Genomic DNA, 25,734 nt, shown 5'->3' with positions numbered 1-25,734 from the left:
TCGTCCTTGGGCTATCGGCCGCCCGCGCCCGTCAGCTACCCCGATCTGGCCTTCCGGCTACCCATGGCCGCCACCATGCAGTAGCCTCGCAACTGGCTCGGTCCAAAATACCGGTCAGGTCAGGTCGCCGAACATGGGCAGCGGCTCGCCCTGAGGAAGGCCGATCGGCCAACGACGGCCACCGCGAGCCGCCGAGGACTGGAGTTGCTCGCGGACTGGCCAACCTCCTACGAGGGCATCTTGGACCGCATGGTGGCCGACGTGCCAGCGCGGAACAGGCGGGATCTGTCCGCCAGGACCGCCTACGGTGCGTTGTCGAGGTGGCTCCTCAGCTCAACCGAACCATCCTTGGACCCCATGCGCGAGATTGTGCGCCACCACGCCGGCAGGACGAGGCTGTCCGCGCAACCGGGCATCACGCTCACGACGGCATCGCGAGAGGCGCGGATTGACCGGCCGACGTACTTCGAGATCGCAAAGCTTCACGGCCTAGTCCCGTCGAACAGCACCCCGCTGTCGAGGCTGCTTCTCGACGGCGACGCGGTTTCGAAGATGCGCGAGCTTCTCTCTGATACGCTGAGCCAGCGGCACGCCGCCCTTTGGCTGGGGATCAGCGTCCCAGCTTTCGAGCGCTTGGTCGATGCCGGCTTGGTCGCCGTCAGGGAACCTCTCGTGGAGAGTCGGCGCGGCAGGAACTACTCGCTACGCGAGCTCGCGTCCCTGGTGGACCAACTGGCTGGGGGTGCACCGGAACGGGCAGTTCCCCTGGACGATGAGGCCGGCATTCCATTGGCGTCCTTCAAAGCGAGGATCGGCATGGACCGTCTGATGCCGCTTCTTCTCGTAGGCCGCGTGCGCGCACGGGGGAGGCTCTTGAGGACGCCGGGCTTGAGAGGCGTTCTCGTGTCCGTCGGCGACGTGCTCGCGCTTCATGACCAGCCCGCCGACAGCATGCTGCTAGAAGAGGCGGCCAAGCGGTTCGGCGTCAACTATTGGGGTTTTCTCGGCTTGGTGAAGGCCGATCTCGTCCCGGCCAGCCAAGTCCTCGGGCGCACGAACAAGCAGTGGTGGGTGCGGAACGACGACTTCGAGCAGTTCTGCAAGGAATACGGTACGATCCGACATCTTGCCGAGCGATACGGCCTGTCACGCCCCGTGACGAGGCAGATCGTCAAGAAGGCGGACTTAAGCCACGCCCCGGTCCCTACTGGCCACTTCGTCGAAGTCTACCGTTATCGGGAGGCGGAGGAAGCGATGACGAATTCTGAGGAGGCGGAGGCATACCGGGCGCGACGGAAAGGGCACCCTGCTGAGCGAGCCGAATGAGGCAGGTAATGCAAAGGGATGGCTTGCCTCAAAGGGGGCCGCGGCATTTGGGTACAAACCTGCGTATTGCCCGAGGGAAAAAGGTACAGCGTCAGCAGCCATTTTGGGTAAGGCCCGGAAATTACCTTGTGTCTTCAAAGTCACTCCGTCAGCGGTTATGGGAACAGGCAGAGTGCGCCCGTCGCCGAAGCGGCGATGGCGCAGAGCCGCGATGCCCGATGCTGCGACGCATGCGGCGGCCCTCGACGGGCCGGCCCGCGCCGTAGCCGCGAAGGGCAACACGCTCGATGCGGCGATCCATGGCGGGTCGGCGCCGCGATAGGCCGGCCCGGTCCGCTCCGTATCCGAGGATGCGCCGCCCGCCTGCCGACCGGCGGCCAGTTCGACCGGCCGACGGAGGCGGCGCGCGCGCCCGGCTCCGTCGCGGGGCGCCCCGACGGAGCCGTGGGCGCGCGGTCCCTCACGCCGTCGGCTCGCCCGCCGAGACCTTCGCGGTCCAGTCGTCGAAGGCGATGACGCGCTGGCGCTGCTCGCCGAGGCCGTCGATGCGCAGGACCATCTCCTCGCCGGGTCGGAGGTAGCGCGGCGGCTTCATGCCGAGGCCGACGCCGGGCGGCGTGCCGGTGGTGATGATGTCGCCCGGCTCCAGCATCATGAAGTGCGAGGTGTAGGCCACGAGCTGGGGCACGTCGAAGATCATCGTCGCGGTGGAGCCCGTCTGCATGCGCTGCCCGCCGACATCGAGGCTCATGCCGAGGTTCTTCAGGTCCGGGATCTCGTCGAGGGTGACGAGCCAGGGGCCGATCGGCCCGAAGGTCGGGCAGCCCTTGCCCTTGGTCCAGGTGCCGCCGCGCTCCATCTGCCACGCGCGCTCGGAGACGTCGTTGCAGATGCAGACGCCCGCGACGTAGTCGAGCGCCTCGTTGGCATGGACGTAGCTCGCCCGCGCGCCGATCACCACGGCGAGCTCGATCTCCCAATCGGTCTTGGCCGAGGATTTGGGGATGATCACCGGGTCGTTCGGGCCGCTGATGCAGGACGGCGCCTTGTTGAACAGGATCGGCTCGGCCGGGATCGGCGATCCGGTCTCGGCGGCGTGGTCGGCGAAGTTCAGCCCGATCGCCACGAAGTTGCGGGTGCCGCCGACGCAGGGTCCGAGGCGGGTGCCCGGCGGCAGCAGCGGCAGCGACTCGGGATCGATCATCCGCAGCCGGTCGAGGGACTCGCGCGCCAGGGCGGGGCCGGCGATATCGCGCAGGACCGCCGAGAGGTCGCGGTAGCCGCCCCTGGCATCGACGAGGCCCGGTTTCTCGTCGCCCTGGGCACCGTGGCGGATCAGCTTCATCGCTCTCTCTCCGGAGGTTGCAGCGGCCGGACCATGGCGACCCGGCCGAACCGGTGCAAGCGCCGAGCGGCCGGGGGCGTTCCCCGGGGGACGCCCCGGCCGGATGCTCATTTGTTGCCTCAGAGCAACAAACCCGCGCGAAAGCGTGACGGGCGCTTCGCGAACCGGGCAGTTTACATGTGAACTATTCTGCTGGGTCACGGGGCCGAAGGCCACGAATCCTGCCGTCCTGTCGTGAATGCAGTCGTCGACGGAAAAATCAGCGCCTAATATTTGGTAATATTTGACTTCATTCTTCTTGCGGAGAACTCGTCGTTCGTTCATTGTCATTGTCAAGGTGCCAGCCCGGACATCGCGTCGGGAATCCAGCACCGTCGAACAAGATCGGGAGCTCGCTTGAGATGACACGTTGGGTTCGGGCACTTGCCCTGGCGGGCGTGGCCGCCGCCGGATGGTCCGTCGCCGGTACGACGGAGGGTTGGGCCGGCGCCTTCGGCATCCGTGAGCAGAGCACGGAAGCGCAGGGCCTGTCGTTCGCGGGCGCCGCCTCGGGCTCCGGCGGCGTCTCCTCGATGTTCTGGAACCCCGCCGTCATCACGATGCGGCCGGGCTGGGTGACGGAGCAGAACCTCACCTTCATCAACCTGTCGGCTGAGATCAAGCCGACGGTCGGCACCAATCCGGGCTTCCTGCCGCTCGGCGGCTCCGGCGAGATCGGGCAGGGCGCCGTGGTGCCGGCGGGCGCCACCTCCTACCAGCTCAACGACCGGATCTGGCTCGGTCTCTCCACGGGCGCGCCCTTCGGCCTCGTGACCAAGCCGAACCAGACCTGGGCCGGCGAGGTCTACGGCCGCTCGAGCCGGATCTTCTCGCTCGCCTTCAACCCGGTCATCGGGTTCAAGGTCAACGAGTGGCTCTCGATCGCGGCCGGGCCGAACATCGAGTATTTCCGCCTCACCCTGCGCCAGGCGCTGCCGATCCCCGGCATCCTGCCCACCACCTATCCGAGCGCCTTCCTGAAGGGCGAGTCCTGGGGCGTGGGCTACACCGCGGGTGCCACGATCACCCCCTGGGCCGGAACCGTGCTGGGCTTCGGCTACCGCTCCTCGGTCCACCACGACATCGAGGGCTCGATCGGCGTGCCGCTGGTGGCGCTCGCCCGCACCGCCGGTCAGGTCACCTCGAACCTCAACACGCCCGAGAAGGTCAGCGTCGGCCTGACCCAGGCGGTCGCCCCGAACGCCCGGATCAATCTCGGCTTCGAGTGGGACAACTGGACCCGGCTCGGCAATGTCGGCATCGTCTCGCGGACGCTCGGCGTGCCGGTGAGCAACCTGCCGCTCTTCTACAAGGACGGGTTCAACTACTCGATCGGTGCCGAGTACGACTGGTCGCAGAGCCTGACGGTGCGCGGCGGCCTCGCCTACGAGGTCTCGCCGATCGACTTCTCGAACCGCTCGGTGCGCCTGCCCGACGGCGACCGCATCAATCTCTCGGTCGGTGCGAGCTACCGCTACAGCGAGAAGCTGACGCTGAACGTCGCCTACTCGCACTTCTTCCTCGACCGCAACCGGATCCTGGCCGGCATCGGGCGCGACTACAACGTCGGCAACATCGCCTTCGCGGGCGTCACCGACGCCAGCGCCGACATCGTCTCGGTCGGCTTCCGCTACGTCTTCGGCGAGGTGGCCAAGCCCGTCCCGGCGCCGCTCGTGCGCAAGTACTGAGGCGGGAGGCCTCGGGCGCCCCGGCCTGACGGGACGCTCCGAATCGTCGAAACGCCCGGTGTCGCAGCAGCGGCGCCGGGCGTTTCGCGTCGGGGAAGCGGGATCCTCCGCAGTGCCGGCGCCGCCTCCCCCTCCGAGGCGCTCCCGTCCGGCGGCGGATGCGAGGCGACCCCGATCCCGAACGGACGGGATCGGGCGACGCGCCGCTCACGCCTTCATGCGCACGTAGGTGCCGGGCGCCGGCCCGAGCGAGGGCAGGGCGTCGCCGCCGGGCTTGCGCGCGGGCACCCGCTCGGGGGCCTGCCGCTCCAGCCAGGAGAACCAGTAGGGCCACCACGAGCCCTTGTTCTCGACGGCGGCCGAGATCCACTGCTCCAGGGTGCCCTTCGCGGGGCCGCCGGTCCAGAAGCCGTATTTCGGCTTGGCGGGCGGATTGACGACGCCCGCGATGTGGCCCGAGCCTGCCAGGACGTAGTCGACCGGGCCGCCGAACTTGCGCGAGCCCTCGAAGACCGACAGCGCGGGGGCGATGTGGTCTTCGCGGGTGGCGAGGTTGAAGATCGGCACCTTCACCTTCTTGAGGTCGAGGCGGACGTTGCCGAGGACCATCTTGCCCTTGGCGAGGTTGTTCTCGAGGTAGCAGTTGCGCAAATAGAATGAGTGGTTGGCGGCCGGCATCCGGGTGGCGTCGGCGTTCCAGTACAGCAGGTCGAAGGCCGAGGGCGGCTTACCCTTGACGTAGTTGTTGACGATGTAGGACCAGATCAGGTCGTTCGGCCGCAGCATGTTGAAGGCATTGGCCATGCGCGCGCCGTCGAGGTAGCCGCGCTCGGCCATCCGAGCCTCGACCTGCCGGATCTGCTCCTCGTCGGCGAAGACCTTGAGATCGCCCGCATGGGTGAAGTCGACCTGCGTGGTCAGCAGCGTCGCGCTGGTGATCCGCCGGTTGCCGGTGGCCGCCTGCATGGCGAGCGTCACGGCGAGCAGCGTGCCGCCGACGCAATAGCCCGCCGCCGCCACCTCGCGCTCGCCGGTGGCGACGCCGATCGCGTCGATCGCCGCCTCGATGCCCTCGCGCATGTAGCTCTCGAAATCCTTCTCCGCGTGCCGCGCGTCCGGGTTGACCCAGGAGATGCAGAACACGGTCAGGCCCTGCGAGACCATCCAGCCGATGAAGCTCTTCTGCGGGTTGAGATCGAGGATATAGAACTTGTTGATCCACGGCGGCACGATCAGGAACGGGCGCTTCAGCACCGTCTCGGTGGTGGGCGCGTACTGAAGCAGCTCGATCAGATCGTTGCGGAACACCACCTCGCCGGGACTGACCGCGACGTTGCGGCCGACCTCGAAGCTCGAGGGATCGGTCTGGCGCACGCGCAACTCGCCCTTGCCGGCCTCGATGTCCTCCTGGAGCATCTGCAGGCCGCGCACGAGGTTGGCGCCGTTCTCGGAGAGCGTGTGCCGCAGGAGCTCGGGATTGGTGAGCACGAAGTTCGACGGCGAGGCCGCGCTGGTGATCTGGCGCAGGTAGAATTGCGCCTTGTGGCGGGTGTGCTCGTCGAGCCCCTCGGCCTGATCGACGAGATCCTCGGCCCAGCGCGCCAGGATCAGGTAGCTCTGCTTGATGAAATCGAAATAGGGGTTCGAGGTCCACTCGGCATGCGCGAAGCGCGGATCCTTCGGCTCGGGCGCGGCGACCGGCGGCGCGTCGTTGCCCTGGAGCCGCAGGAAGGTGTTGCCCCACAGGGAGACGAACGCCTCGCCGAGCTTCGTCTGCGCCTCGATCGTCTTCTGGGGATCGGTGAGCCAGCGCTCGGCCACGGCGCCCAGCGTGCGCACCATGTCGTTGACCTCGTCGGAGGGCCCCTTCGACAGGGCCGCGCCGTCGGCCGGCTTGAGCAGGGCCGCGGCGTTGCGCTTCATCGCCTCGACGAACAGGCCGGCATTGCGCGACAGGGCGTCGATGTCGGGCAGGGGAGGCGTCGGTGTCTGCGGCGTCGTCACGCGTGCGTCACTCCCTGTGATCGCCCGCACCTGAACGATGCGGGGCGCGGGCCCTGACGCCGGATCGGCGCGGACGGGCCTCGTTTCCGACAAATTAACGCGCGAGCCAGAGGTTTCGCCAGACCGCCCTGCCGCGCCGCCGATACATCCCCTGCATGTTCTCGCCCGTACGCCTCCATCTCCGCCCGATCGGAAGGGCGTTCGCCGTCGCGGCGGCGTTGAGCGCGGGGGCGTGCTCGGGCGATGTCAGCCCGCTGCGCACGCTGGGCGTCGCCGGGCCCGCTCCGAAAGGCCCGGACGCGCCGGATTTCGTGACGCGGACCCGCAAGGACGGGGGCGATTTCCTGCCGGTCGGCGTCTCGGCCGCGCCGCGCCCCGTGCGTGCCAAGTCCGGCGACGGGCAGAAGGCGCTGGAGAGCGAGCTCGAGGGCGCCCGCAGCCGCAACGTCGCCCGCGGTCGCGCGGCCGAGAGCGCGGGCAGGGCGGTGAACCCCGCGCCGGCTCCGAAACCGGGCGGGGCTCCGGAGGCGGCGCCGACGCCGTAGCCGGATCGTTTTAAGGGTCGGCGGCCCGAATCTTCCGTGTTAGACAGGCCGACCGCCTCCCCGGACACCTTCAGACGCCAGTCACGGGATCGTGCGCGATGGACAACGCCATGACCGACTTCCACCGCATCAAGCGCCTGCCTCCCTACGTCTTCGAGCAGGTGAACCGGATCAAGGCCGCCGCCCGCGCCAACGGCGCCGACATCATCGATCTCGGCATGGGCAATCCCGACCTCGACGCCCCGAAGCACGTCATCGCCAAGCTGTGCGAGACGGCCGGGCGCCCGCGCACCGACCGCTACTCGGCCTCGAAGGGCATCGCGGGCCTGCGCCGCGCCCAGGCCGGCTACTACCAGCGCCGCTTCGGCGTCAGCCTGAACCCCGACACGCAGGTGGTGGCGACGCTGGGCTCGAAGGAAGGCTTCGCCAACATGGCGCAGGCCATCACGGCGCCCGGCGACGTGGTGCTGGTGCCCAACCCCAGCTACCCGATCCACGCCTTCGGCTTCCTGATGGCGGGCGGAGTGATCCGCTCCGTTCCGGCCGAGCCGACGCCCGCGATGTTCCCGGCGCTGGAACGGGCGGTGCAGCACTCGATCCCGAAGCCGGTGGCGCTCGTGGTCTGCTACCCCTCGAACCCGACCGCGTACGTGGCGGGGCTCGATTTCTACAAGGACCTCGTCGCCTTCGCCAAGAAGCACGAGCTGATCCTGCTCTCGGACCTCGCCTACGCCGAGGTCTATTTCGACGGCGAGCCGCCGCCCTCCGTGCTGCAGGTGCCGGGGGCGATCGACTGCACCGTCGAGTTCACCTCGCTCTCGAAGACCTTCTCGATGGCCGGCTGGCGCATGGGCTTCGCGGTGGGCAACGAGCGCCTGCTCGCCGCCCTCTCCCGGGTGAAGTCCTACCTCGATTACGGCGCCTTCACGCCGATCCAGGTGGCGGCGACCGCGGCGCTCAACGGCCCCGAGGATTGCATCCACGAGATGCGGGCGATCTACAAGAAGCGCCGCGACGCCCTGGTGGATTCCTTCGGCAAGGCCGGCTGGGCCATCCCGTCGCCCTCGGCCTCGATGTTCGCCTGGGTGCCGATCCCCGAGAAGTACCGGCCCCTCGGCAGCCTCGAATTCTCCAAGCTCCTCCTGGAGAAGTCCGACGTCGCGGTGGCACCGGGCATCGGCTTCGGCGAGTACGGCGACGACTACGTCCGCATCGCCCTGGTCGAGAACGAGCAGCGCATCCGCCAGGCGGCGCGCAACATCCGGCGCTTCTTCGACACCGCCGACAAGACCCTGCACAACGTCGTGCCGATGGCCAAGGCCGGCTGAGGCGACGGCGCGGCGCAGGGCTCGCACCCGTCCGGGTTGTTGCGGCGGGGCGACAGGGCGCGCCAAAGCCGCGGCGGAGCGGCCGGCGCGCTTGTCAGCGCTGCCGGCCTTGCGCAGGGTTCGGGGCGAGGGGTCCCACACGTCTTTCCCGCGTCCGAGGGTGCATGCGCCGTCTCAACCTGCCTGCCGCCCTGATCGCCGCCCTCGTGCTCGGCGGGCTCGGCGCCTGCGCGCCGAACCCGATCATCGCCCGCGACCCGGTGCCCGCGCCCGGCCCGCAGGACGCCTTCGTCTGCGAGTCGCGGCCGCTCCCCCTCAACGCCTTCGACACCGGCTGCCAGCCGGTGCGCCGCGAGCCCACGGTGGTGCTGCGCTCGAAGGGGTGAGCGGCGCGTCCGGGACGACGCGCGCGCCCACGGACGGGGAATGACGCGGCCCGCACGGACCGACGGATCCCCGATGGCGGACGATGTCCAGCCTCCGGGGAGGCGCGTCGCCGTTGCGCCTAGCGGTCGCTCGTCGGCGCGTCGGGCTGGCCATCCACGAAGGGACCGCCCCCGGCGCTGAAGAGCTTGCGCAGGAAGCCCGGCGCCACCGCCGAGAGCGGGTTCACGCTGACGTCGGGCGTGGCAAGCCGTCCCTTCACCCGGAAGTTCAGGGCGAACAGGCCCTCGTTGTGGCCGCCGGCCAGCAGCGGCCCGAACAGCGGCACCTGCGCCACCACGTTGTTGAGTCCGTAGAGCGGCACGAAGGTGCCGTTGATGTCGGTCTGCTCGCGCGCCGTGTCGAGGTAGCCCGAGAGCGTGAAGCCCATCGCGGCGTTCGAGATCGCCGCATCGGTGAACTCGACCCGGCTTCCGCTACGCACGAAGTTGGCGCGCATCCGGTCGAAGGTGACCTCGCTCGAAGGCTGGGCGGGCCGGCGCCGGCCGCGGGCGTCCACCGCTTCCGGCGTGTCGGGCCCCTGGGCCATGATGCTCGACAGGGCCGGCTCGTTGCGCAGGACGAAGTTGCGGATCTGGACCACCCCCGCCTGCGGGCCGTCGTTCAGGTTGATCCCCGCGCTGAGCTTGCCGCCGTGCATCCGGCGGTAGATGTCCACGAAGCGCAGGGTTGCGCCCGCATCCGCCGCCTCGACCTGGAGCACCGGCACGCCGCGCTCGGCTCGGCCGACGCTCGCCGAGAACGGCGCGGAGCGGAACCGGCCGCTGATCGCGGCGGAGCGGAGGTCGCGCCCGCGCAGCGCGAGCTTGAGGCTCGCACCGGTCAGCGCCTCGTCGTTGAAGCCCGTGAGGATGCCGAGCGCGATATCCGCGTCGATGTCCTTGGGGCTCGCCTCCTTGCCCTTCTGATCCGGCCCGGTAAGCGATTTCAGGAAGGGGCGCGCATCGGCGACCGCGCCGCGCACGGAGACGCGGTAGCCGGTCCCGGCCCGGTCGACGGTGACGCGCATGTCGTCGCCCGGCGACAGCTTGAGGCTCGTCAGCTCGGCCCGCTCCAGGCCCGACTCGCCGATCGTGGCGCTGCCGCGGGCCGAGGCCACGCCGGCATCGAGGACGATGTCGCGCAGCTCGGCGCCGGGGCCGGTATCGGTGAGGGTGAGGCTGAGGCGCCCGGGCTTGCCCGCCGCCTTGACGAGGCCCGGGATCAGCCCGTCCGTGCCCACCCGGGTCAGGTCCGCCTCGACCCGCACGGGCGTCCTGGCCCCGCGCCCAAGCGGCACCACCGCCTTGACGGGGATCGTGCCGCTGAGCTGAACCCCGGTCGGCAGGCCCTTCCGGGCGCGGAAGGCCTCGTCGAGGGCCACGGCGACCGCCACCTCGCCGCCTCCGCCCGTCCGGGGCTGGCGCAGGTCGAGGCTGACTGGTGCGCCGAGCACCCGGGCCTCCCCCTTCAGGCCGAAGCCGGTGCGATCGTACGAGACCGCGAAGCGGCCGGCCTCGAGCCGGTCCTTGCCCACCACCTTGTCGACGGAGAGATCGGCCAGGGTGCCGGTCAGGCTCACCGGCAGGTCGGCCAGATCCGGGATCTGCTTCAGGTTGAGCGGGAAATCGATGCGCAGGTCCGCCGTGCCCTTCACCGTGGCCGGGTCGAGATCGGCGCTGGTGAGGCTCTTGAACATCCGGGTCTGCAGCAGGGCCGCGAGCGCATCGGCCCCGCCCGCGAGGCGCAGGCCGACCTGGGCGGTCACCCGCTCCGGCGTGATCTCCGGGATGACGAAGCTGCCGTCGCCGATCCCGAGCGTGCGCCCGTCGGCCATGCGCACGTCGGCGGTGATGTCGTGGATGCGGGTGGTGCGCCCGGTGATGGTGCCGATGACGGCGCCCCGGGTCAGGGGCGGCGCGTCGGGCGAGATCTCCAGCGTCGCGTCCGAGATCTTGAAGTCGATATGGACCGCGCCGTCGGGCATCGGGTCGCCCTTTGCGGCGGCGGCGAGCTCGCTGCCCGACATGTCGACCCGGATGTCGACCGTTTCGATCCGTCCGGCCCGGAGCTGGTCCACGAGGTAGTTGCGGGCGCCCGGGGCGATGTTCTCGGGCCAGAGCCGGAGGGCGGTGCGGGCCTCGCTGTCCTGGGCCGCGACGTGCAGCGTCAGGCCGTCGTCGTCGGCGGTGGTGCCGAGGGTCCCGCTCATCCGCCCCTTGATCCCCGCACCCGTCAGCGTGAGACCGTCGATGCCGACGCCGCCGGCCCGCCCGGAGAGATGCGCCTCCAGGGTGTCGAGGCGCACGGGCACGTCCTTGGGTGCGGCGCCCCGCAGCAGCGCGTCCCGGCCCGACAGGACCGCGGTCCAGGCGGTGTCGGCCCCGTCCGGGCTCGCGCTCCAGGTCCCGGCGAGACGCACCGCGTTGCCGGCGCCGCGATAATCGAGGTCGGTCAGGGTCATCACCCGGGCGGCCTCGTCCCAGCGAGCATGGGCCGTCAGGCTGTCGATGGTGACGGGGTTGAAATCCTTCTCCTCGATGAGGAGCGAGCCGTCCCCGGTGCGGAGGCTCGCCGCCATCGTCTCGATGCGGCCGGCCTTCAGGGCGACGTCCGCGCGGGCGGAGAGCTTGAGGTCGGTGGTCACCGGCAGCTTCGACTGGCCGGACAGCAGCATCAGATCGGTGACCGGGAGGTCGTCGAGGCTGATGACGCCGGTGCGCAGCCCGTCGGCCGCCTCGCGCAGCGTCCCGCCGAACCGCCATTCCCCGTGCGGCCCGTCGATGCGCAGCTCGAACAGGCGGGCATCCTGGCGCGGGTCGCGCCCGAACAGGCCGTTGACGCGCTCGAACACGGCGCGCGCCCGCCCGTTCTCGTCGACGAGCGTCAGGCGGGAATCGGTGATCCGGGCCCGGTCGAGGGCGCCGACGACGCCGGCCGAGTCGAGCACCACCCCGAAGATCGAGGCGAGGCCGGCCGAGAGCGGCGACACCGTGCCGCGGGCCGAATCCACGCTCGGCAGGATCTGCGGCACGCTCCCGCCGGGGTGGGAGAGGTCCGGCGAGGCGAAGGCGATCGAGCCGTCGTGGTGGACGAGGGCCGTCATCTGCACGTCGCGGAACTCGATCGAGCGCGGCTGCACGGCGAGCCGGAGCAGGCTCCAGCTGTCGAGGCTGACGACGGCGAGCGGCGCGCGCATCACCAGGGCGCCCTGCGGATTGCGGATGTCGAGTCCGGCCATGCGCAGCGCCAGGGAATGCTCGGCATCGAGCTCGAGGCTGCTGTCGCGCAGGTCGATGCGCCAGCCGGGGCCGATGCGCTCGGCCACCGCCGAGGCCACCCGGCCGGACAGGGTGTCGAGGCTGATCGGGCCGGCCGTCAGGCGCAGCACCGCGAGCCCCCCGACGAGAGCCACGAGAAGGACGAGGCTCAGGGCGGCCAGCGCGCAGATGCCGCCCCAGCGGCGCCCCCTCCGAGGCCGTGTCCGTCCCCCGGATTCCTCAGCCATCGAGACCTTGCATTCGAAGCTTGACCGCTGGATCGGCTCGCCCGCTCACCTTAAGAGAGGGGACGAACCGGGTTTATCGGCCGTCGAAGCCGCTGTTTCGTGGTCGTTCGCCCAGGCACACCATCAATCGGCCGAAAGGAAGGCACGATGACCCTCACGAGCGGCGAACCGGCCCCCGACTTCGCTCTGCCCGGCTCCGGCGGGCAGAGCGTCGCCCTGTCGGGCCTGCGCGGCCACAAGGTCGTGCTCTATTTCTACCCGAAGGACGACACCAGCGGCTGCACGCTGGAGGCGCAGGGCTTCAACGCGCTCCTCGACGCCTTCGCGGAGACCGATGCGCGGGTGGTCGGCCTCTCGCCCGACCCGGTGAAGAGCCACGACAAGTTCTGCGGCAAGTACGGCCTGAACTTCCCCCTCGCCTCGGACGAGAGCAAGGAGACGCTCCAGGCCTACGGCGTCTGGGTCGAGAAGAGCATGTACGGCCGCAAGTACATGGGCGTGGAGCGCACCACCGTGCTGATCGACCGCGAGGGCCGGATCGCGAAGGTCTGGCCGAAGGTTTCGGTCCCGGGCCATGCCGAGGCGGTGCTTGAGGCCGCCCGCGCGCTCGCCTGAGGGTTGCAGAATCGGCGATCCTGTAGCCACCGCGAGTAGGCATGTTCAGATTTCGTTAACTGTGAGGCGCGATGGGTTGGCGGCACGATCGAGCCGTCAGCCATGCGCCGCACCCGCCCCGCCGTCGAGCCTCTCGCGAAACCGGCCCGCGGACGCGCCCTGCTCGGGACCTGTCTCGGCCTCGCCACCCTGTGGGCGACCGCGGCGAGCTACGGTCTGCTGTTCCGCGACGACGTGCTGGGCCGCCTCCTCGCCCGCGAGGGCGCGATGCAGACGGCCTACGAGGCCAGGCTCGGCGCGCTCCACGCGGAGATCGATGCGGCGCGCGCGGCGCGGGCCGAACTCGAGGCCGGGCTGGCGCGCCGTCTCGCGGCGGCCCTCGAGCGGCAGGCCGAACTGGAGCGGCGCCAATCCGTCATCACCCGGTTGCCGGGAGCGCCGCAGCCGGCGCCCCGCGAGGCCGCGCCGATCCTGTTCGATCCGGCCTCGGACGATCTCGGGCTGCGCGGCAGCGGCACAGGGCGCAAGGTCGAATCCCTGAGCGCCGAGCGGCTCGCCGCATTGGAGGCCGGGCTCGACCGGATGCAGGGGGTTCAGGCCGACGGCCTCGCGCAGGCGACGGCGCGGGCCGACCGGACGATCCGGCGCCTGCGCGGCCTGATCCGCTTCACCGGGCTCGACCTCGCCCGGTTCGGAGCCGCGCCCGTCCCGGGCGTCGGCGGGCCTCTGGTGCCGGTCTCGGGCGACGCGTTCGCGGAGGGGCTCGAGCTGACCCAGCGGTCGCTCGGCGACGCGGACCGGCTGGCCCGCATGGCGGCCGAGCTGCCCCTGCGCCGGCCCATCCTCGGCGGGAGCAGCGTATCGAGCCCCTTCGGCACCCGCCTCGACCCGTTCACCCGGGGCCTCGCGCTGCATACGGGGCTCGACCTCAAGGCCGAATGGGGCGAGCCGGCCCGCGCCACAGCGCCCGGCCAGGTCGTGCTGGCAGAATCCGCGGGTGGCTACGGCAACATGGTGGAGATCGATCACGGCCGCGGCGTCGCCACGCGCTACGCCCATCTCGGGCAGATCGCGGTGTCCCCGGGCCAGTGGGTTCGGGCGGGCGACCTCGTCGGCCGCGTCGGCTCAACCGGGCGCTCGACGGGCGCCCACCTGCATTACGAGACGCGGATCGACGGGGAGCCGGTCGATCCCGTGCGCTTCCTCGAAGCAGGGCGCTGGCTCGCCGACTCGGAGACGCCCTGATACGGCGCCGCACCGATCCCGACCGTCATCGGGATCGGCGCGGCCAAAGATCGGCTTGGCCAAAGATCGGCTTGGCCAAGCTCAGTCGATGTCCTCGACTACGTCGGCGCCGCCGTAGACCCGCTGGGCGAGCGAGGCCTCCATGAACGGGTCGATCGCGCCGTCCAGCACCGCGTCCGGATCCGTCGATTGCGTGCCCGTACGCAGGTCCTTCACCAGCTGGTAGGGCTGCAGCACGTAGCTGCGGATCTGGTGGCCCCAGCCGATATCCGTCTTGGAGGCGGCCTCGGCATTGGCCTTCTCCTCGCGCTTCTTCAGCTCGGCCTCGTACAGGCGGGCGCGCAGCATGTTCCAGGCGGTGGCCCGGTTCTTGTGCTGCGAGCGCTCCTGCTGGCAGGCCACCACGATGCCGGTGGGGTTGTGCGTGATGCGCACGGCCGAATCCGTGGTGTTGACGTGCTGGCCGCCCGCGCCCGACGAGCGGTAGGTGTCGATGCGGCAGTCGGATTCCTTGATCTCGATCTCGATCCGGTCGTCGACGACCGGATAGACCCAGACGCTGGCGAAGCTCGTGTGGCGGCGCGCGTTCGAGTCGTAGGGCGAGATCCGGACCAGCCGGTGCACGCCCGATTCCGTCTTGAGCCAGCCATAGGCGTTGTGGCCCTTGATCAGGAGCGTGGCGCCCTTGATCCCGGCCTCTTCGCCGTCGGTCATCTCGACGATGTCGACCTTGAACTTCCGCCGCTCGGCCCAGCGCGCGTACATGCGCTGGAGCATGTTGGCCCAGTCCTGGCTCTCGGTGCCGCCCGCGCCCGCATGGACCTCGAGATAGGTGTCGAAGCCGTCGGCCTCGCCGGAGAGCAGCGTCTCGACCTGCCGGCTCGCGGCCTCGGCCTCGACGGCGCGGATCATGGCCTCGCCCTCGGCGATCGAGGCCTCGTCGCCCTCCATCTCGCCGAGTTCGATCAGCGTGGCCCCGTCCTCGAGATCGCGCTCGAGCTTGCGGATCGCACTAGCGGCCTCGTCGAGCTGCTGGCGCTCGCGCATGACCTTCTGGGCGGCCTCGGCATCGTTCCAGAGGGCGGGATCCTCGGAGGCGGCGTTCAGCTCCGCGAGGCGTTTATCGACGGTGTCCCAGTCAAAGATGCCTCCTCAGCAGTCCGATCGACTGCTTGGCGGCATCCGAGGCTTGCTCGATCTCGGCGCGCATCTTGTGTTTCGCTTGGATGGGTGTCGGGCCCTCGGGCCGGTGGAGGGTGATACCGACCGCGTCTCCGCCTGTAAACGCCCCGCCGGGCCAACCCCTGCGTCCCCGGACCGCACGGACAGCGCCGCCTGCCGCGAAGAACCGGGCGCGCCCAGCGCGTTGACGGCCGGACACCACCGAGGGAGGAGCCGATGGCCGAGACCCATCACCCGAAGACCGATCACCCGGAGACCGAGCACGCCGAGATCTGGAAGGCGTTCAATGCCGCGGTGAACATGACCCCGGCCGCGCTGCGGAAGCATCTCGACAGCGAGGCGAGCAAGGCGGTCGGCCAGAAGGCGGGGGAGGGCGGGGAATCGACCGGCCACGAGATGGGCCGGCGCATCCTCGCGATCAAGGACAAGAAGAAGGCCGATCTCGGCGCGGACGATTACGCCGCCATGAACAAGGTGGTGGGCTACGTCCACCGCCATCTCAAGCAGGGCGGCAAGGCCCGCAACGACCCGGATTCCGCGTGGCGCATGTCCCTGATGAACTGGGGCCACGACCCGCAGAAGGATTGAGGGGCGGGCGCCCCGGCATCCGGATCCCTCAGCGCGGCAGGACCGGCGGCACCACGTAGGCCGGGGCCAGCACGTAGGCGCGGGGCTTCCTGCGGGCGCCGAGGCGGCCCTCGCTGAATTGGTCGTTGTAATAGTCGAAGCCGGTCAGCCCGAAGCCGCCGCCGTTCATCACCTCGGCGACGGGCACCGCCGGCACCGCGAGGTCGGGACGGCCGGGGGGCACGATCGGCCGTCCGGCCGCGTCGACCTGGAGCACGGTCGGGCCGTCCGGCCCGTAGAACACGTAGGAGACCGGCTGCGCCTGGGCGGCGGCGGAAAGGCCGGCCGCCAAGCAGCCGGCAGCCAGGATCGTGCGCAGGGCAGGGGTGGGCTTCAGGGTCACGCGGATCTCCGTCGCTGGTCCGGCACAGGCGGGCCGGTCACCGATCTCGTGTCGTTCGGGCCAGTATGGCCGAGGCGGGGGGCGCTGTCCGTTGCGATCCTGCATGCCGGCCCCGGTTTCCCGCGTTTTGCGGCCCATCCGGATCCGGCCGGCGCGGACGCGCCGCGCGGGCTGAGCCCGATACGGTCCCCGCCTCCATCGGGCGGAAACCCTATCCCTCGGCGCGCAGGAGCGCGTGGCGCTTGCGCCCGAAGGAGAGCTTGATCACGCCCTCGCCCGTCAGGTCGCCGAGGCCGAGCACCGCCCGCTCGTCGCCGACGGGGACGTCGTTGACCCTGAGGCCGCCACCCTTGATCTGGCGCCGCGCCTCGCTCGTCGAGGGCACGAGCTTGGCGTAGTCGGGCCCGAAGGCGGTGAGCACGCCGAGCCCGGCCTCCAGCACCGCGCGGGGCACCGAGACGCTCGGCAAATCGGTCGCGAGCGTGCCCTCCACGAAGGTCTTGCGGGCGGTCTCGGCGGCGCTCTCGGCAGCCTCCCGGCCGTGCATCAGCGCGGTCGCCTCGGTGGCGAGCACCACCTTGGCCTCGTTAATCGCCGCGCCGCCCCGGCCCGCGAGCGCCGCGATCTCGGGGAGCGGCAGCAGGGTGAAGAGCTTGAGGAAGCGCTCCACGTCGGCGTCCTCGGTGTTGCGCCAGAACTGCCAGTAAGCGTAGGGGCTCAGCATTCCGGCATCGAGCCAGACGGCGCCGGCCGCCGTCTTGCCCATCTTGGCGCCCGAGGCCGTCGTGAGGAGCGGGCAGGTCAGGGCATAGAGCTGCGGCGTGCCCATGCGGCGGCCGAGATCGACGCCGTTGACGATGTTGCCCCACTGGTCCGAGCCGCCCATCTGCAGGATGCAGCCGTGGCGGCGGTTCAGCTCCACGAAGTCGTAGGATTGCAGGATCATGTAGTTGAATTCCAGGAACGAAAGTTCCTGGTCGCGCTCCAGGCGCAGGCGCACGCTGTCCATCGACATCATGCGGTTGACCGAGAAGTGACGCCCGATGTCGCGCAGCATCTCGATGTAGTTGAGCTTGGTCAGCCACTCGGCGTTGTCGACCATCCGCGCGGCGTTCCCGGTCTCGCCGAACTCGAGGAAGCGCGTGAAGGTCTTCTGGATGCCGGCCTTGTTCTCCTCGATCTGCTCCAGGCTGAGGATCTTGCGCGACTCGTCGCGGCCCGACGGATCGCCGACCCGCGTGGTGCCACCGCCCATGAGGGTGATCGGGGTGCCGCCGGTCTTCTGCAGCCAGTGCAGCATCATGATCGAGAGCAGATGGCCGATATGCAGCGAGGCCGCGGTGCAATCGTAGCCCACATAGGCGGTGAGCCGCCCCTCGCACGCCGCCGCGTCGATGCCCGCCAGATCGGAGGCTTGGTGGACGTAGCCGCGCGCGACGAGGACCTTGAGGAACTCGGATTGCGGCGCGAAGGACTCGGTCATGGCGGTACGGGCTCGGAGGATGTCGTCGGGCGGGACAGGCCGGCGCCCCGCATGGTAGCACCCCGGCCTGGGAGACCGGGGCGCGCCGCGGCTCTTAGCAGCCTGCCGGCCGAAAGGCACGGGTGCCCGGCGAAAGGCACGGGTGCCGCGCGAAAGGCACGGGCGACACGGGCGCCGGGGATGGCGGGATGAGCATGATGCGCGCGATCGGGCTGATGAGCGGCACCTCGCTGGACGGCGTCGACATCGCCCTGATCGAGACGGACGGCGAGGCGGTCCATGTGGTCCGGGGCCACAACAACTTCCTCGAGCCGCTTGGACCTACCGGCTACCGCGGCTATTCCGACGACGAGAAGGTCCTGCTGCGCGCCGCCACCAAGGATGCCGAGAGCGTGGTGCTGCCGGGCGACCGGCCGGGCCGGCTGCCGGAGGCGGAGGCGTTCGTCACCCTGGCCCATGCCGAGGCGGTCGAGCGCTTCCTCGCCGAGAACGGCCTGACGCCCGCCGACATCGACGTGATCGGATTCCACGGCCAGACCGTGATCCACCGGCCCGACCAGCGCATCACCATCCAGATCGGCGACGGTCAGGCGCTGGCCTCCCGGCTCGGCATCCCGGTGGTCTCGGACATGCGCCGGGCCGACATCGAGGCGGGCGGGCAGGGGGCGCCGCTGGTGCCGGTCTTCCACCGGGCGCTGGCCGCGGCCTCGGGCTTCGAGGGCGCCTTCGGCATCCTCAACATCGGGGGCGTCGCCAACGCGACGCTGATCGACTCGAAGGGCGGGATCATCGCCTTCGACACCGGTCCGGGCAACGCCCTGATCGACGAGTGGATGCAGGAGCGCGAGAACAAGAACCTCGACGACGGCGGGCGCACCGCCGCGCGGGGCCGGCCGGACGAGCCGCTCCTCGCCTGGCTCCTGATGCACCCGTTCTTCCTGCGCCGGCCGCCGAAATCCCTCGACCGCAACTGGTTCTCGCACAAGCTCGCGGGCCAGCTCTCGACGGAGGACGGCGCGGCGACGCTCACCGCCTTCACCGCGCGGGCGGTGGCGCGGGCGGTGGACCACGCCCCCGAGATCCCGACGCGCTGGATCGTGGCGGGCGGGGGCGCGCGCAACGGCGAGCTGGTGCGGCTGCTGAACTACCATCTGCGCGCCGAGATCACGACCGCCGACGCCATCGGCTGGTCCTCGGCCTATCTCGAGGCCCAGGCCTTCGCCTACCTCGCGGTGCGCTCGCTGAAAGGCCTGCCGATCACCCTGCCGTCGACGACGGGCGTGCGCGAGCCGATGACCGGCGGGGTGCTGGCGCAGCCGTGAGCCTCGGCTACGCCCTGCGGCGCATCGCCGAGGAGTATCCGCTGGCCCGGCTCGACCCGCCGGCCGGGCACCCGCTCGCCGCCCTGATCCGCAAGAGCGCCGCCGACGAACTGCGCGGCGCGCTCGCCGGCCTCGACGGGCCGTTCCTGGTCAAGGGCAGCCCCGGTCGCGGCACCCGCTGGGCGGCGGTGCCCTGGCTCGCGATCTTCGATCCGGCGATCACCACCAGCGCCACGCGGGGCTACTACCTCGTCTACCTCTTCCCCGCCGACCGCGAGGCGGTGCACCTCTCGCTGGCACAGGGCACGGTGGCGGCGATCCGCGCGCACGGACCGCGCGCCGACGCCCATCTGCGCGCCAGCGGCGACGCCCTGCGCGACCGGCTCGCCGACTTCGCCGGCCGCCTGCCCGTTCGGGCCATCCGGCTCGGCAGCGCGGGCGCGCTGCCCGAGGGCTACGAGGGCGCCCACATCCTCGGGCTCAGCTACGGCCTCGACGACCTCGGCGACGAGCGCCGGCTGCGGGCCGACCTCGCGACGGGAATCGGGGCCTACCGGGCGCTCAAGGCGCGCGGCGGTCTCGACGGGCTCCCCGGTTTGTGACTCACCGCAACCCGCGCTAGAGCACGCGCACCATGTCCCACAACACCTTCGGCCACCTGTTCCGCGTCACCACCTTCGGCGAGAGCCACGGGGTGGCGCTCGGCTGCGTGGTCGATGGCTGCCCGCCGAACCTTCCGCTGGAGGCCGAGGAGATCCAGGCCGAGCTCGACCGCCGCAAGCCCGGCCAGTCGCGCTTCACCACCCAGCGGCGCGAGCCCGACCAGGTCCGGATCCTGTCCGGCGTGTTCGCGGACGACCGCACGGGCGGGCGCCAGCTCACCACCGGCACGCCGATCGCGCTGATGATCGAGAACACCGACCAGCGCTCCAAGGACTATTCCGAGATCCGCGACAGCTACCGCCCGGGCCACGCCGACTACGCCTACGAGGCCAAGTACGGTATCCGCGACTATCGCGGTGGCGGGCGCTCCTCGGCGCGCGAGACGGCGGCGCGGGTCGCGGCGGGCGCCGTCGCCCGCAAGGTCATCCCAGGGATCACCATCCGGGCCGCCCTGGTCCAGATGGGCCCGCACGCGATCGATCGCGCCCGCTGGGACTGGGACGCGGTCGCCCGCAACCCGTTCTTCTGCCCCGATGCCGAGATGGCGGCCTTCTACGAAGGCTATCTCGACGGCATCCGCAAGGACGGCTCCTCGATCGGCGCCGTGATCGAGGTGGTGGCCGAGGGCGTGCCGCCGGGCCTCGGCGCACCGGTCTACGGCAAGCTCGACGCCGACCTCGCCGCCGCGATGATGTCGATCAACGCGGTCAAGGGCGTCGAGATCGGCGACGGCTTCGCCAGCGCCGCCTTGCGCGGCGAGGACAACGCCGACGAGATGCGCGCGGGCAACGACGGCCCGACCTTCCTCGCCAACCACGCGGGCGGGGTGCTCGGCGGCATCTCCACGGGCCAGCCCCTGGTCTGCCGCTTCGCCGTGAAGCCGACCTCCTCGATCCTCACGCCCCGCCACACCGTCACCCGCGACGGGCGCGACGCCGAGATCGTCACCAAGGGCCGCCACGACCCCTGCGTCGGCATCCGCGCCGTGCCGGTGGCCGAGGCCATGATGGCCTGCGTGCTCGCCGATCACCATCTGCGCCACCGGGGACAGGTCGGCTGACCGCGCCCCCTCGCGCTCCATCATCGAGACAGCCCGAGCCCACGCCGTGTCCCACGCCTCCGTCACCGCCTGCATCGAAGCCTTCGCCCGCGGCGAGATCGTCGTCGTCACCGACGACGACGACCGCGAGAACGAGGGCGACCTCGTCGTCGCGGCCGCGCTCTGCACGCCGGAGAAGATGGCCTTCATCATCCGCAACACCTGCGGCATCGTCTGCGCGCCCGTCACGCTCGACGAGGCGCGCCGGCTCCATCTCGACCCGATGGTGGCCGCCAACGACGCCCCCCTCGGCACGGCCTTCACGGTGACCGTCGACGTCAAGCACGGGCTCACCACCGGCATCTCGGCGGAGCAGCGCTGCAACACGGTGCGGGCGCTCGCCAACGGCAACATGGGCGCGGCCGACTTCGTGCGCCCCGGCCACGTCTTCCCGCTGATCGCCCGCGACGGCGGCGTGCTGATGCGCTCCGGCCATACCGAGGCGGCCGTCGACCTCTGCCGGCTGGCGAAGCTCCCGCCGGTGGGCGTGATCTGCGAGCTCGCCAACGACGACGGCACGGTGATGAAGGGGCCGCAGATCACGGCCTTCGCCGAGACGCACGGCCTGAAGCGCGTCTCGGTGGCCGACCTGATCGCCTACCGGCAGGCCCGCGACAAGCTGGTCGAGCGGGTCGGCCAGTTCCCGGTCAAGACCGAGTTCGGCGCGATGACGGGCTACGCCTACACCACGCCCTTCGAGTCGATCCAGCAATTCGCCTTCGTGCAGGGCGAGATCGGCGACGGCCAGGACGTGCTGGTCCGGCTGCACCGCTCGAACGTCGTGGCCGACGTGATCGAGGGCGGGCGCCAGATCGAGGCGGTGATGGCCCGCTTCGCCCGCGAGGGCCGCGGCATCCTCGTCTACCTGCGCGACGGCACCGCGGGGGTCCCGCTGTCGCGGGTCGCCGACGAGGGCACGGAGGCCAAGCGCGTGCGCCAATGGCGCGAGGTCGGCCTCGGCGCCCAGATCCTGCGCGATCTCGGCGTGGTCTCGATCCGCAATCTCTCGACCTCGTCGCGGGCCTATGTGGGCCTCTCCGGCTTCGGCATCGCGCTGCTCGGAGACGAATTGCTGGAGGGATAGCGGCCCTGCACCGGCCGCGACTGGATCCGCGGCCGGGCGAGGATCCGGCGAAGGGATCGCAAGGGGCGGCCTCGACCCCTCGCTGCGGCTCCGCACCCTCACGGCCCAGGTTCGGAGAGGCGCTGTCTCACAGGTCGCGGATGACGCTGGCGGAAGCGGGACGAATTCGCGCTCCGTGCTGAGCCGGTGTCCCCTTCGGCGCGGCGCGCTCTACCTTGTCCGCAGGATCGGGATTCGGGCGGGGCATGGCGATTCAGGGGCAGCGCATCCGGGTGCTCAACGACGCCGAGCCGCGTCCGGACGGGGCCTACATCCTCTACCTGATGCAGCAGGCCAATCGCGCGCACCACAACCCCGCGCTCGAGCTGGCGATCGAGGAAGGAAACCGGCTCGGCCTGCCCGTCGTCGCCTGTTTCGGCCTGCTCGACGGGGCGAGCGGCTTCCCCGAGGCCAACGCCCGGCACTACGCCTTCCTGCTCCAGGGCCTCTCCGACGCGCGGGCGGGGCTCGAGGCCCGCGGCGTCGGCTTCGTGATGCGCAAGGCCTCGCCCGCCCGGGTCGCCCGCGACCTCGCGGACCGCGCCGCCCTCCTGGTGCTGGACCGCGGCTATCTCGCCATCCAGAGGCGCTGGTACGCCGAGATCCTGAAGGCCGTGGATTGCCGCGTCCTGCAGGTCGAGGGCGATGTGGTGGTGCCCGTCGAGACCGCCTCGACCAAGCACGAATACGCGGCCCGCACCCTTCGACCGAAGCTGCACCGTCTTTGGGACGCGTTCCTCGACGATCTCCGGCCGCGCCGGGTCGCGCACCGCGCCGACGGCCTCGGGCTCGCGAGCGAGATCGACGTCGCCGATCCGGACGCGGTCCTGGCCGGCATGCGTCTCGACCGCACGGTCCCGCCCGTGCGGCGCTTCCGCGGCGGCGAGACCGAGGCGCGCGCCCGCCTGAAGCGGTTCCTCGCCGAGGGCTTTTCCGGCTACGGGGCCGAGCGCAACAGGCCCGAGGCGGGGGCGGCCTCGCACATGAGCCCCTACCTGCATTTCGGCCAGATCTCGCCCGTGGAGATCGCTCGCGCGGTGCGGGCGGCCAAGGGCGGCGACGCGGCCGACCGCACCGCCTACCTCGAAGAGGTGATCGTGCGCCGCGAGCTCGCGATGAACCACGTCTTCTACACGGAGCGCTACGACGACTACGCCCACGCGGTGCCCGAGTGGGCGCGCAAGGTCCTGGCCGCCTGCGCCGACGATCCCCGGCCCCACGCCTACAGCGAGGATGACCTCGCGGCCGGCCGGACCCACGACCGCTACTGGAACGCCGCCCAGGCCGAGATGCGCGAGACCGGCTACATGCACAACCACCTGCGCATGTACTGGGGCAAGAAGATCCTCGAATGGTCGCCCTCTCCCGAGGAGGGGTTCGCCCGGACGCTGCGCCTCAACAACCGCTACTTCCTCGACGGGCGCGACCCGAATTCCTTCACCAACGTGGCCTGGGTCTACGGCCTGCACGACCGCCCCTGGGCGAGGCGCAAGATCTTCGGCACCGTGCGCTACCAGAGCGAGAACTCCCTGCGGAAATTCGATGCCCAGGCCTATGTGAAGACGGTGGAGGCGCTCTGCGCGGCGGAGAAATAGGGCTTCCCCCGCTCGCGCGCCGGCCCGGGTCTCGCTAGAGTTCTGGGCGCCGAAGCGGATCCCGGTTCGGCGCAAGGCCACACGACACGACCCTGCAGCCGGTCCCCCTCGCACCGGGATCGGCTCCGCGGTCCGACATCTTCGCGTTCCCATCGAGGCCATGCCGCGTCTTCGCTACCGCCCCTCGATGGCGCGCCTGCGCACCGCCTCGGCGGACGCGTTCCCCGTGTGGCGCGGCCGGCTGCTGTTCCTGTTCGGCGGCATCTGCGTGGGGCTCGCCGCCGTGCTGATGGCCAAATGCGCCGACGGGGCGCAGGCCCTGTTCCGGCGCCTGCTCGACCTCTCCCCGCTGCTGGCCCTGGCGGTGACGCCCGCGGGCTTCGCGCTGGCGGCGCTGCTCGCCCGCACGGTGTTCCCGAACTCGCAGGGCTCGGGCATCCCCCAGGTGATCGCGGCGCGCCACAGCGCGGACCCGGCCTTCCGCCACGCCCTGATCTCGCTCCGCGTCGGCTTCGGCAAGATCGCTGTGATGAGCCTCGGGCTGCTCTGCGGCGCCTCGGCGGGCCGCGAGGGCCCGACCGTGCAGGTCGGCGCCGCGATCATGGCCGCGGTCGGCCGCCTGACCCCGGAGCGCCTGCCCGGCCTGATCCTGGCGGGCGGGGCGGCCGGGGTGGCGGCGGCCTTCAACACGCCGCTCGCCGGCATCGTCTTCGGGATCGAGGAGCTGGGGCGGGCCTACGAGGCGCGCTCCTCGGGGCTGATCGTGGCCGGCATCGTGGCGGCGGGCCTCACCTCGCTCTGGCTCGTCGGCAACTACACCTATTTCGGCACCGCGCAGGCGGCCCTGCCGCTCGGCAAGTCCTGGATCGTCGTGGGCGTACTCGGCGGCCTCGGCGGCCTGGCGGGCGGGCTGTTCTCCCGCCTCGTCATCGCCTTCGCGCGCGGCCTGCCCGGCCGGGCCGGCGCCTGGATCACCCACCACCCGGTCGCCTTCGCCGGGCTGTGCGGCCTCGGGGTGGCGCTGTGCGGCCTCGCCTCCGGCAACGCCGTCTACGGCACCGGCTACGAGGAGGCGCGCGCCATCCTGCACGGCGAGGCCCCGGCCCGGCTCGATTTCGCGCCGCTCAAATTCGCCGCGACCGTGCTGTCCTCGATCAGCGGCATCCCGGGGGGCCTGTTCGCGCCCTCGCTCGCGGTCGGCGCCGGGCTCGGCGGCATCCTCGGCGGGCTGTTCGGCTCCGTGCCGGTCGATGCGCTGGTGCTGATCGGGATGGTGGCCTACCTCACCGGCGTTCTGCAGGCGCCCATCACCAGCTTCGTCATCGTCACCGAGATGACCCAGGACCACGCCATGATGATCCCCCTGATGGTGGCGGCCCTTCTCGCGGACGCGGCCTCGAAGGCGGTCTGCCGCGGCGGGCTCTATCACACCCTCGCGGAGATCATCCTCGCGAAGGCCCGGCGCGAGGCGAAGGCCGGCGCCCAGGCCGCCGAGCAGGTGGGCTGAGAGACTCGGGAGCCCTCAGCGCACGATGACGGTGGCGCCCACCGGCACGCGGTTGAACAGGTCGATCGCGTCGATGTTGCGCATGCGGATGCAGCCGGAGGAGGCCGCCTGCCCGATCTTCTCCGGCTCGTTGGTGCCGTGGATGCGGTAGAGCGTGTCGTGGCCGTGGTCGGCGAGGTAGAGGGCGCGGGCACCCAGCGGATTGGCCGGGCCGCCCTCCATCGGGTGAACGTGGGGCCAGCGCCGGACCATCTCGGCGGGCGGGTTCCAGGCCGGCCATTCGGCCTTGCGCGCCACGGTCGCCCGTCCGGTCCAGCCATAGGCCTCGTCGCCGACGGTCACGCCGTAGCGCATCGCCTTCCCGTCGGGCAGGACGAGGTAGAGCTGGCGCTCCTTCGTCTCCACCACCACGGTGCCGGGGGGCTCCTTCGTGGGATCGCTGACCTGGTAGCGCGCGAAATGCGGGTCGAACTCGGCGTCGGGGACGAGCGCCATGAAGGCCGTGTCGCGGGCCGACAGGCTCGGGTCGGGAACCGCCTTGAAGTTGCAGCCGCCGAGGAGGACGGCACACGCGATGATCGGGATGGAGCGCATGCCGTCCGCCATTCGAGGGTACCCCGGGCCACCGGTCCGGTTTCACGAGGCCGGGAGAGCATAGCCGCACCGGGCACTCCACCGTAGCCTCGCACGGCGGCTCCGTGCCACATTGGCGGGCGTTGTTGCA

The 25,734-nt window shown here is 71.0% G+C and carries 21 protein-coding genes; 14 read left to right on the top strand and 7 right to left on the bottom strand.

Annotated features, from left to right (window positions below; all coding sequences use genetic code 11):
• The first annotated feature begins 357 nt into the window (after positions 1 to 357).
• Complete coding sequence (locus ACS5RC_RS25120) at positions 358 to 1,326, top strand: hypothetical protein (protein WP_478346654.1); 969 nt, start codon at positions 358 to 360, stop codon at positions 1,324 to 1,326.
• Between the two features lie 460 nt (positions 1,327 to 1,786).
• Here ACS5RC_RS25120 and ACS5RC_RS25115 read toward each other — a convergent pair whose 3' ends face one another.
• Positions 1,787 to 2,671, bottom strand: a complete 885-nt coding sequence (locus tag ACS5RC_RS25115) for a fumarylacetoacetate hydrolase family protein (RefSeq protein WP_478346653.1) — start codon at positions 2,669 to 2,671, stop codon at positions 1,787 to 1,789.
• Positions 2,672 to 3,072: 401 nt separating this feature from the next.
• On the opposite strand from ACS5RC_RS25115, the gene ACS5RC_RS25110 reads away from it, so the two are divergent.
• A complete protein-coding gene (locus tag ACS5RC_RS25110; RefSeq protein ID WP_478346652.1) occupies positions 3,073 to 4,398 on the top strand; it encodes an OmpP1/FadL family transporter in 1,326 nt (441 codons plus the stop codon).
• 207 nt (positions 4,399 to 4,605) lie between these two features.
• Here the strand turns inward: ACS5RC_RS25110 and ACS5RC_RS25105 are convergent, their stop codons facing one another.
• Positions 4,606 to 6,402 (bottom strand): PHA/PHB synthase family protein, encoded by a 1,797-nt coding sequence (locus tag ACS5RC_RS25105; protein ID WP_478346651.1) that lies wholly within the window; start codon positions 6,400 to 6,402, stop codon positions 4,606 to 4,608.
• Positions 6,403 to 6,620: 218 nt separating this feature from the next.
• Here ACS5RC_RS25105 and ACS5RC_RS25100 point away from each other — a divergent pair, with 218 nt between their 5' ends.
• The 3 genes from ACS5RC_RS25100 to ACS5RC_RS25090 all read left to right on the top strand — a co-directional run bounded on the left by ACS5RC_RS25100 (position 6,621) and on the right by ACS5RC_RS25090 (position 8,661).
• Complete coding sequence (locus tag ACS5RC_RS25100) at positions 6,621 to 6,947, top strand: hypothetical protein (protein WP_478346650.1); 327 nt, start codon at positions 6,621 to 6,623, stop codon at positions 6,945 to 6,947.
• A 110-nt stretch (positions 6,948 to 7,057) separates the two neighbouring features.
• Positions 7,058 to 8,275, top strand: coding sequence for an LL-diaminopimelate aminotransferase (locus tag ACS5RC_RS25095; protein WP_478346657.1), 1,218 nt, complete (start codon positions 7,058 to 7,060; stop codon positions 8,273 to 8,275).
• Positions 8,276 to 8,439: 164 nt separating this feature from the next.
• A complete protein-coding gene (locus tag ACS5RC_RS25090; protein ID WP_478346649.1) occupies positions 8,440 to 8,661 on the top strand; it encodes a hypothetical protein in 222 nt (73 codons plus the stop codon).
• Positions 8,662 to 8,780: 119 nt separating this feature from the next.
• Here the strand turns inward: ACS5RC_RS25090 and ACS5RC_RS25085 are convergent, their stop codons facing one another.
• Positions 8,781 to 12,206, bottom strand: coding sequence for a YhdP family protein (locus tag ACS5RC_RS25085; RefSeq protein WP_478346648.1), 3,426 nt, complete (start codon positions 12,204 to 12,206; stop codon positions 8,781 to 8,783).
• Positions 12,207 to 12,353: 147 nt separating this feature from the next.
• On the opposite strand from ACS5RC_RS25085, the gene ACS5RC_RS25080 reads away from it, so the two are divergent.
• A complete protein-coding gene (locus tag ACS5RC_RS25080; protein WP_478346647.1) occupies positions 12,354 to 12,821 on the top strand; it encodes a peroxiredoxin in 468 nt (155 codons plus the stop codon).
• Between the two features lie 102 nt (positions 12,822 to 12,923).
• Positions 12,924 to 14,066 (top strand): M23 family metallopeptidase, encoded by a 1,143-nt coding sequence (locus ACS5RC_RS25075; protein ID WP_478346646.1) that lies wholly within the window; start codon positions 12,924 to 12,926, stop codon positions 14,064 to 14,066.
• Positions 14,067 to 14,147: 81 nt separating this feature from the next.
• On the opposite strand, the gene prfB is transcribed toward ACS5RC_RS25075, so the two are convergent.
• A protein-coding gene (gene prfB / locus ACS5RC_RS25070; RefSeq protein ID WP_478346645.1) for a peptide chain release factor 2 occupies positions 14,148 to 15,276 on the bottom strand; the annotation gives its coding sequence in 2 pieces (ribosomal slippage) (positions 14,148 to 15,206 and positions 15,208 to 15,276; 1,128 coding nt in all).
• A gap of 188 nt (positions 15,277 to 15,464) precedes the next feature.
• On the opposite strand from prfB, the gene ACS5RC_RS25065 reads away from it, so the two are divergent.
• Positions 15,465 to 15,836, top strand: a complete 372-nt coding sequence (locus tag ACS5RC_RS25065) for a DUF3140 domain-containing protein (RefSeq protein ID WP_478346644.1) — start codon at positions 15,465 to 15,467, stop codon at positions 15,834 to 15,836.
• A gap of 28 nt (positions 15,837 to 15,864) precedes the next feature.
• On the opposite strand, the gene ACS5RC_RS25060 is transcribed toward ACS5RC_RS25065, so the two are convergent.
• Together ACS5RC_RS25060 and tyrS are read right to left on the bottom strand one after the other, a co-directional pair.
• Complete coding sequence (locus ACS5RC_RS25060) at positions 15,865 to 16,218, bottom strand: hypothetical protein (protein ID WP_478346643.1); 354 nt, start codon at positions 16,216 to 16,218, stop codon at positions 15,865 to 15,867.
• Between the two features lie 211 nt (positions 16,219 to 16,429).
• Positions 16,430 to 17,701 carry a tyrosine--tRNA ligase gene (tyrS, locus tag ACS5RC_RS25055; protein ID WP_478346642.1) on the bottom strand — a complete coding sequence of 424 codons (1,272 nt, stop codon included), beginning with the start codon at positions 17,699 to 17,701 and terminating at the stop codon, positions 16,430 to 16,432.
• Between the two features lie 188 nt (positions 17,702 to 17,889).
• Here tyrS and ACS5RC_RS25050 point away from each other — a divergent pair, with 188 nt between their 5' ends.
• The 6 genes from ACS5RC_RS25050 (at position 17,890) to ACS5RC_RS25025 (ending at position 25,010) form a co-directional block, all read left to right on the top strand.
• Positions 17,890 to 19,023 (top strand): anhydro-N-acetylmuramic acid kinase, encoded by a 1,134-nt coding sequence (locus tag ACS5RC_RS25050; RefSeq protein WP_478346641.1) that lies wholly within the window; start codon positions 17,890 to 17,892, stop codon positions 19,021 to 19,023.
• Complete coding sequence (locus ACS5RC_RS25045; RefSeq protein WP_478346640.1) at positions 19,020 to 19,625, top strand: DUF3578 domain-containing protein; 606 nt, start codon at positions 19,020 to 19,022, stop codon at positions 19,623 to 19,625. The genes ACS5RC_RS25050 and ACS5RC_RS25045 overlap by 4 nt, the downstream gene beginning before the upstream one ends.
• Positions 19,626 to 19,657: 32 nt before the next feature.
• On the top strand, positions 19,658 to 20,746 hold the full coding sequence (aroC, locus tag ACS5RC_RS25040; protein ID WP_478346639.1) for a chorismate synthase: 1,089 nt from the start codon (positions 19,658 to 19,660) through the stop codon (positions 20,744 to 20,746).
• 46 nt (positions 20,747 to 20,792) lie between these two features.
• Positions 20,793 to 21,869, top strand: a complete 1,077-nt coding sequence (ribB, locus tag ACS5RC_RS25035; protein WP_478346638.1) for a 3,4-dihydroxy-2-butanone-4-phosphate synthase — start codon at positions 20,793 to 20,795, stop codon at positions 21,867 to 21,869.
• 245 nt (positions 21,870 to 22,114) lie between these two features.
• Entirely contained in the window at positions 22,115 to 23,503 is a 1,389-nt protein-coding gene (locus ACS5RC_RS25030) for a deoxyribodipyrimidine photo-lyase (protein WP_478346637.1), read from the top strand.
• 160 nt (positions 23,504 to 23,663) lie between these two features.
• Complete coding sequence (locus tag ACS5RC_RS25025; RefSeq protein ID WP_478346636.1) at positions 23,664 to 25,010, top strand: chloride channel protein; 1,347 nt, start codon at positions 23,664 to 23,666, stop codon at positions 25,008 to 25,010.
• 15 nt (positions 25,011 to 25,025) lie between these two features.
• Here the strand turns inward: ACS5RC_RS25025 and ACS5RC_RS25020 are convergent, their stop codons facing one another.
• The gene (locus ACS5RC_RS25020) at positions 25,026 to 25,604 is read right to left on the bottom strand and encodes a L,D-transpeptidase (protein WP_478346635.1); all 579 of its coding nucleotides are present in this window, start codon (positions 25,602 to 25,604) and stop codon (positions 25,026 to 25,028) included.
• Between the last annotated feature and the right edge of the window lie 130 nt (positions 25,605 to 25,734).

This window comes from Methylobacterium sp. HJ2 (assembly GCF_056431005.1).
Note: the sequence above shows the minus strand (reverse complement) of the source record. Positions and strands in the feature narration are given on the sequence as shown.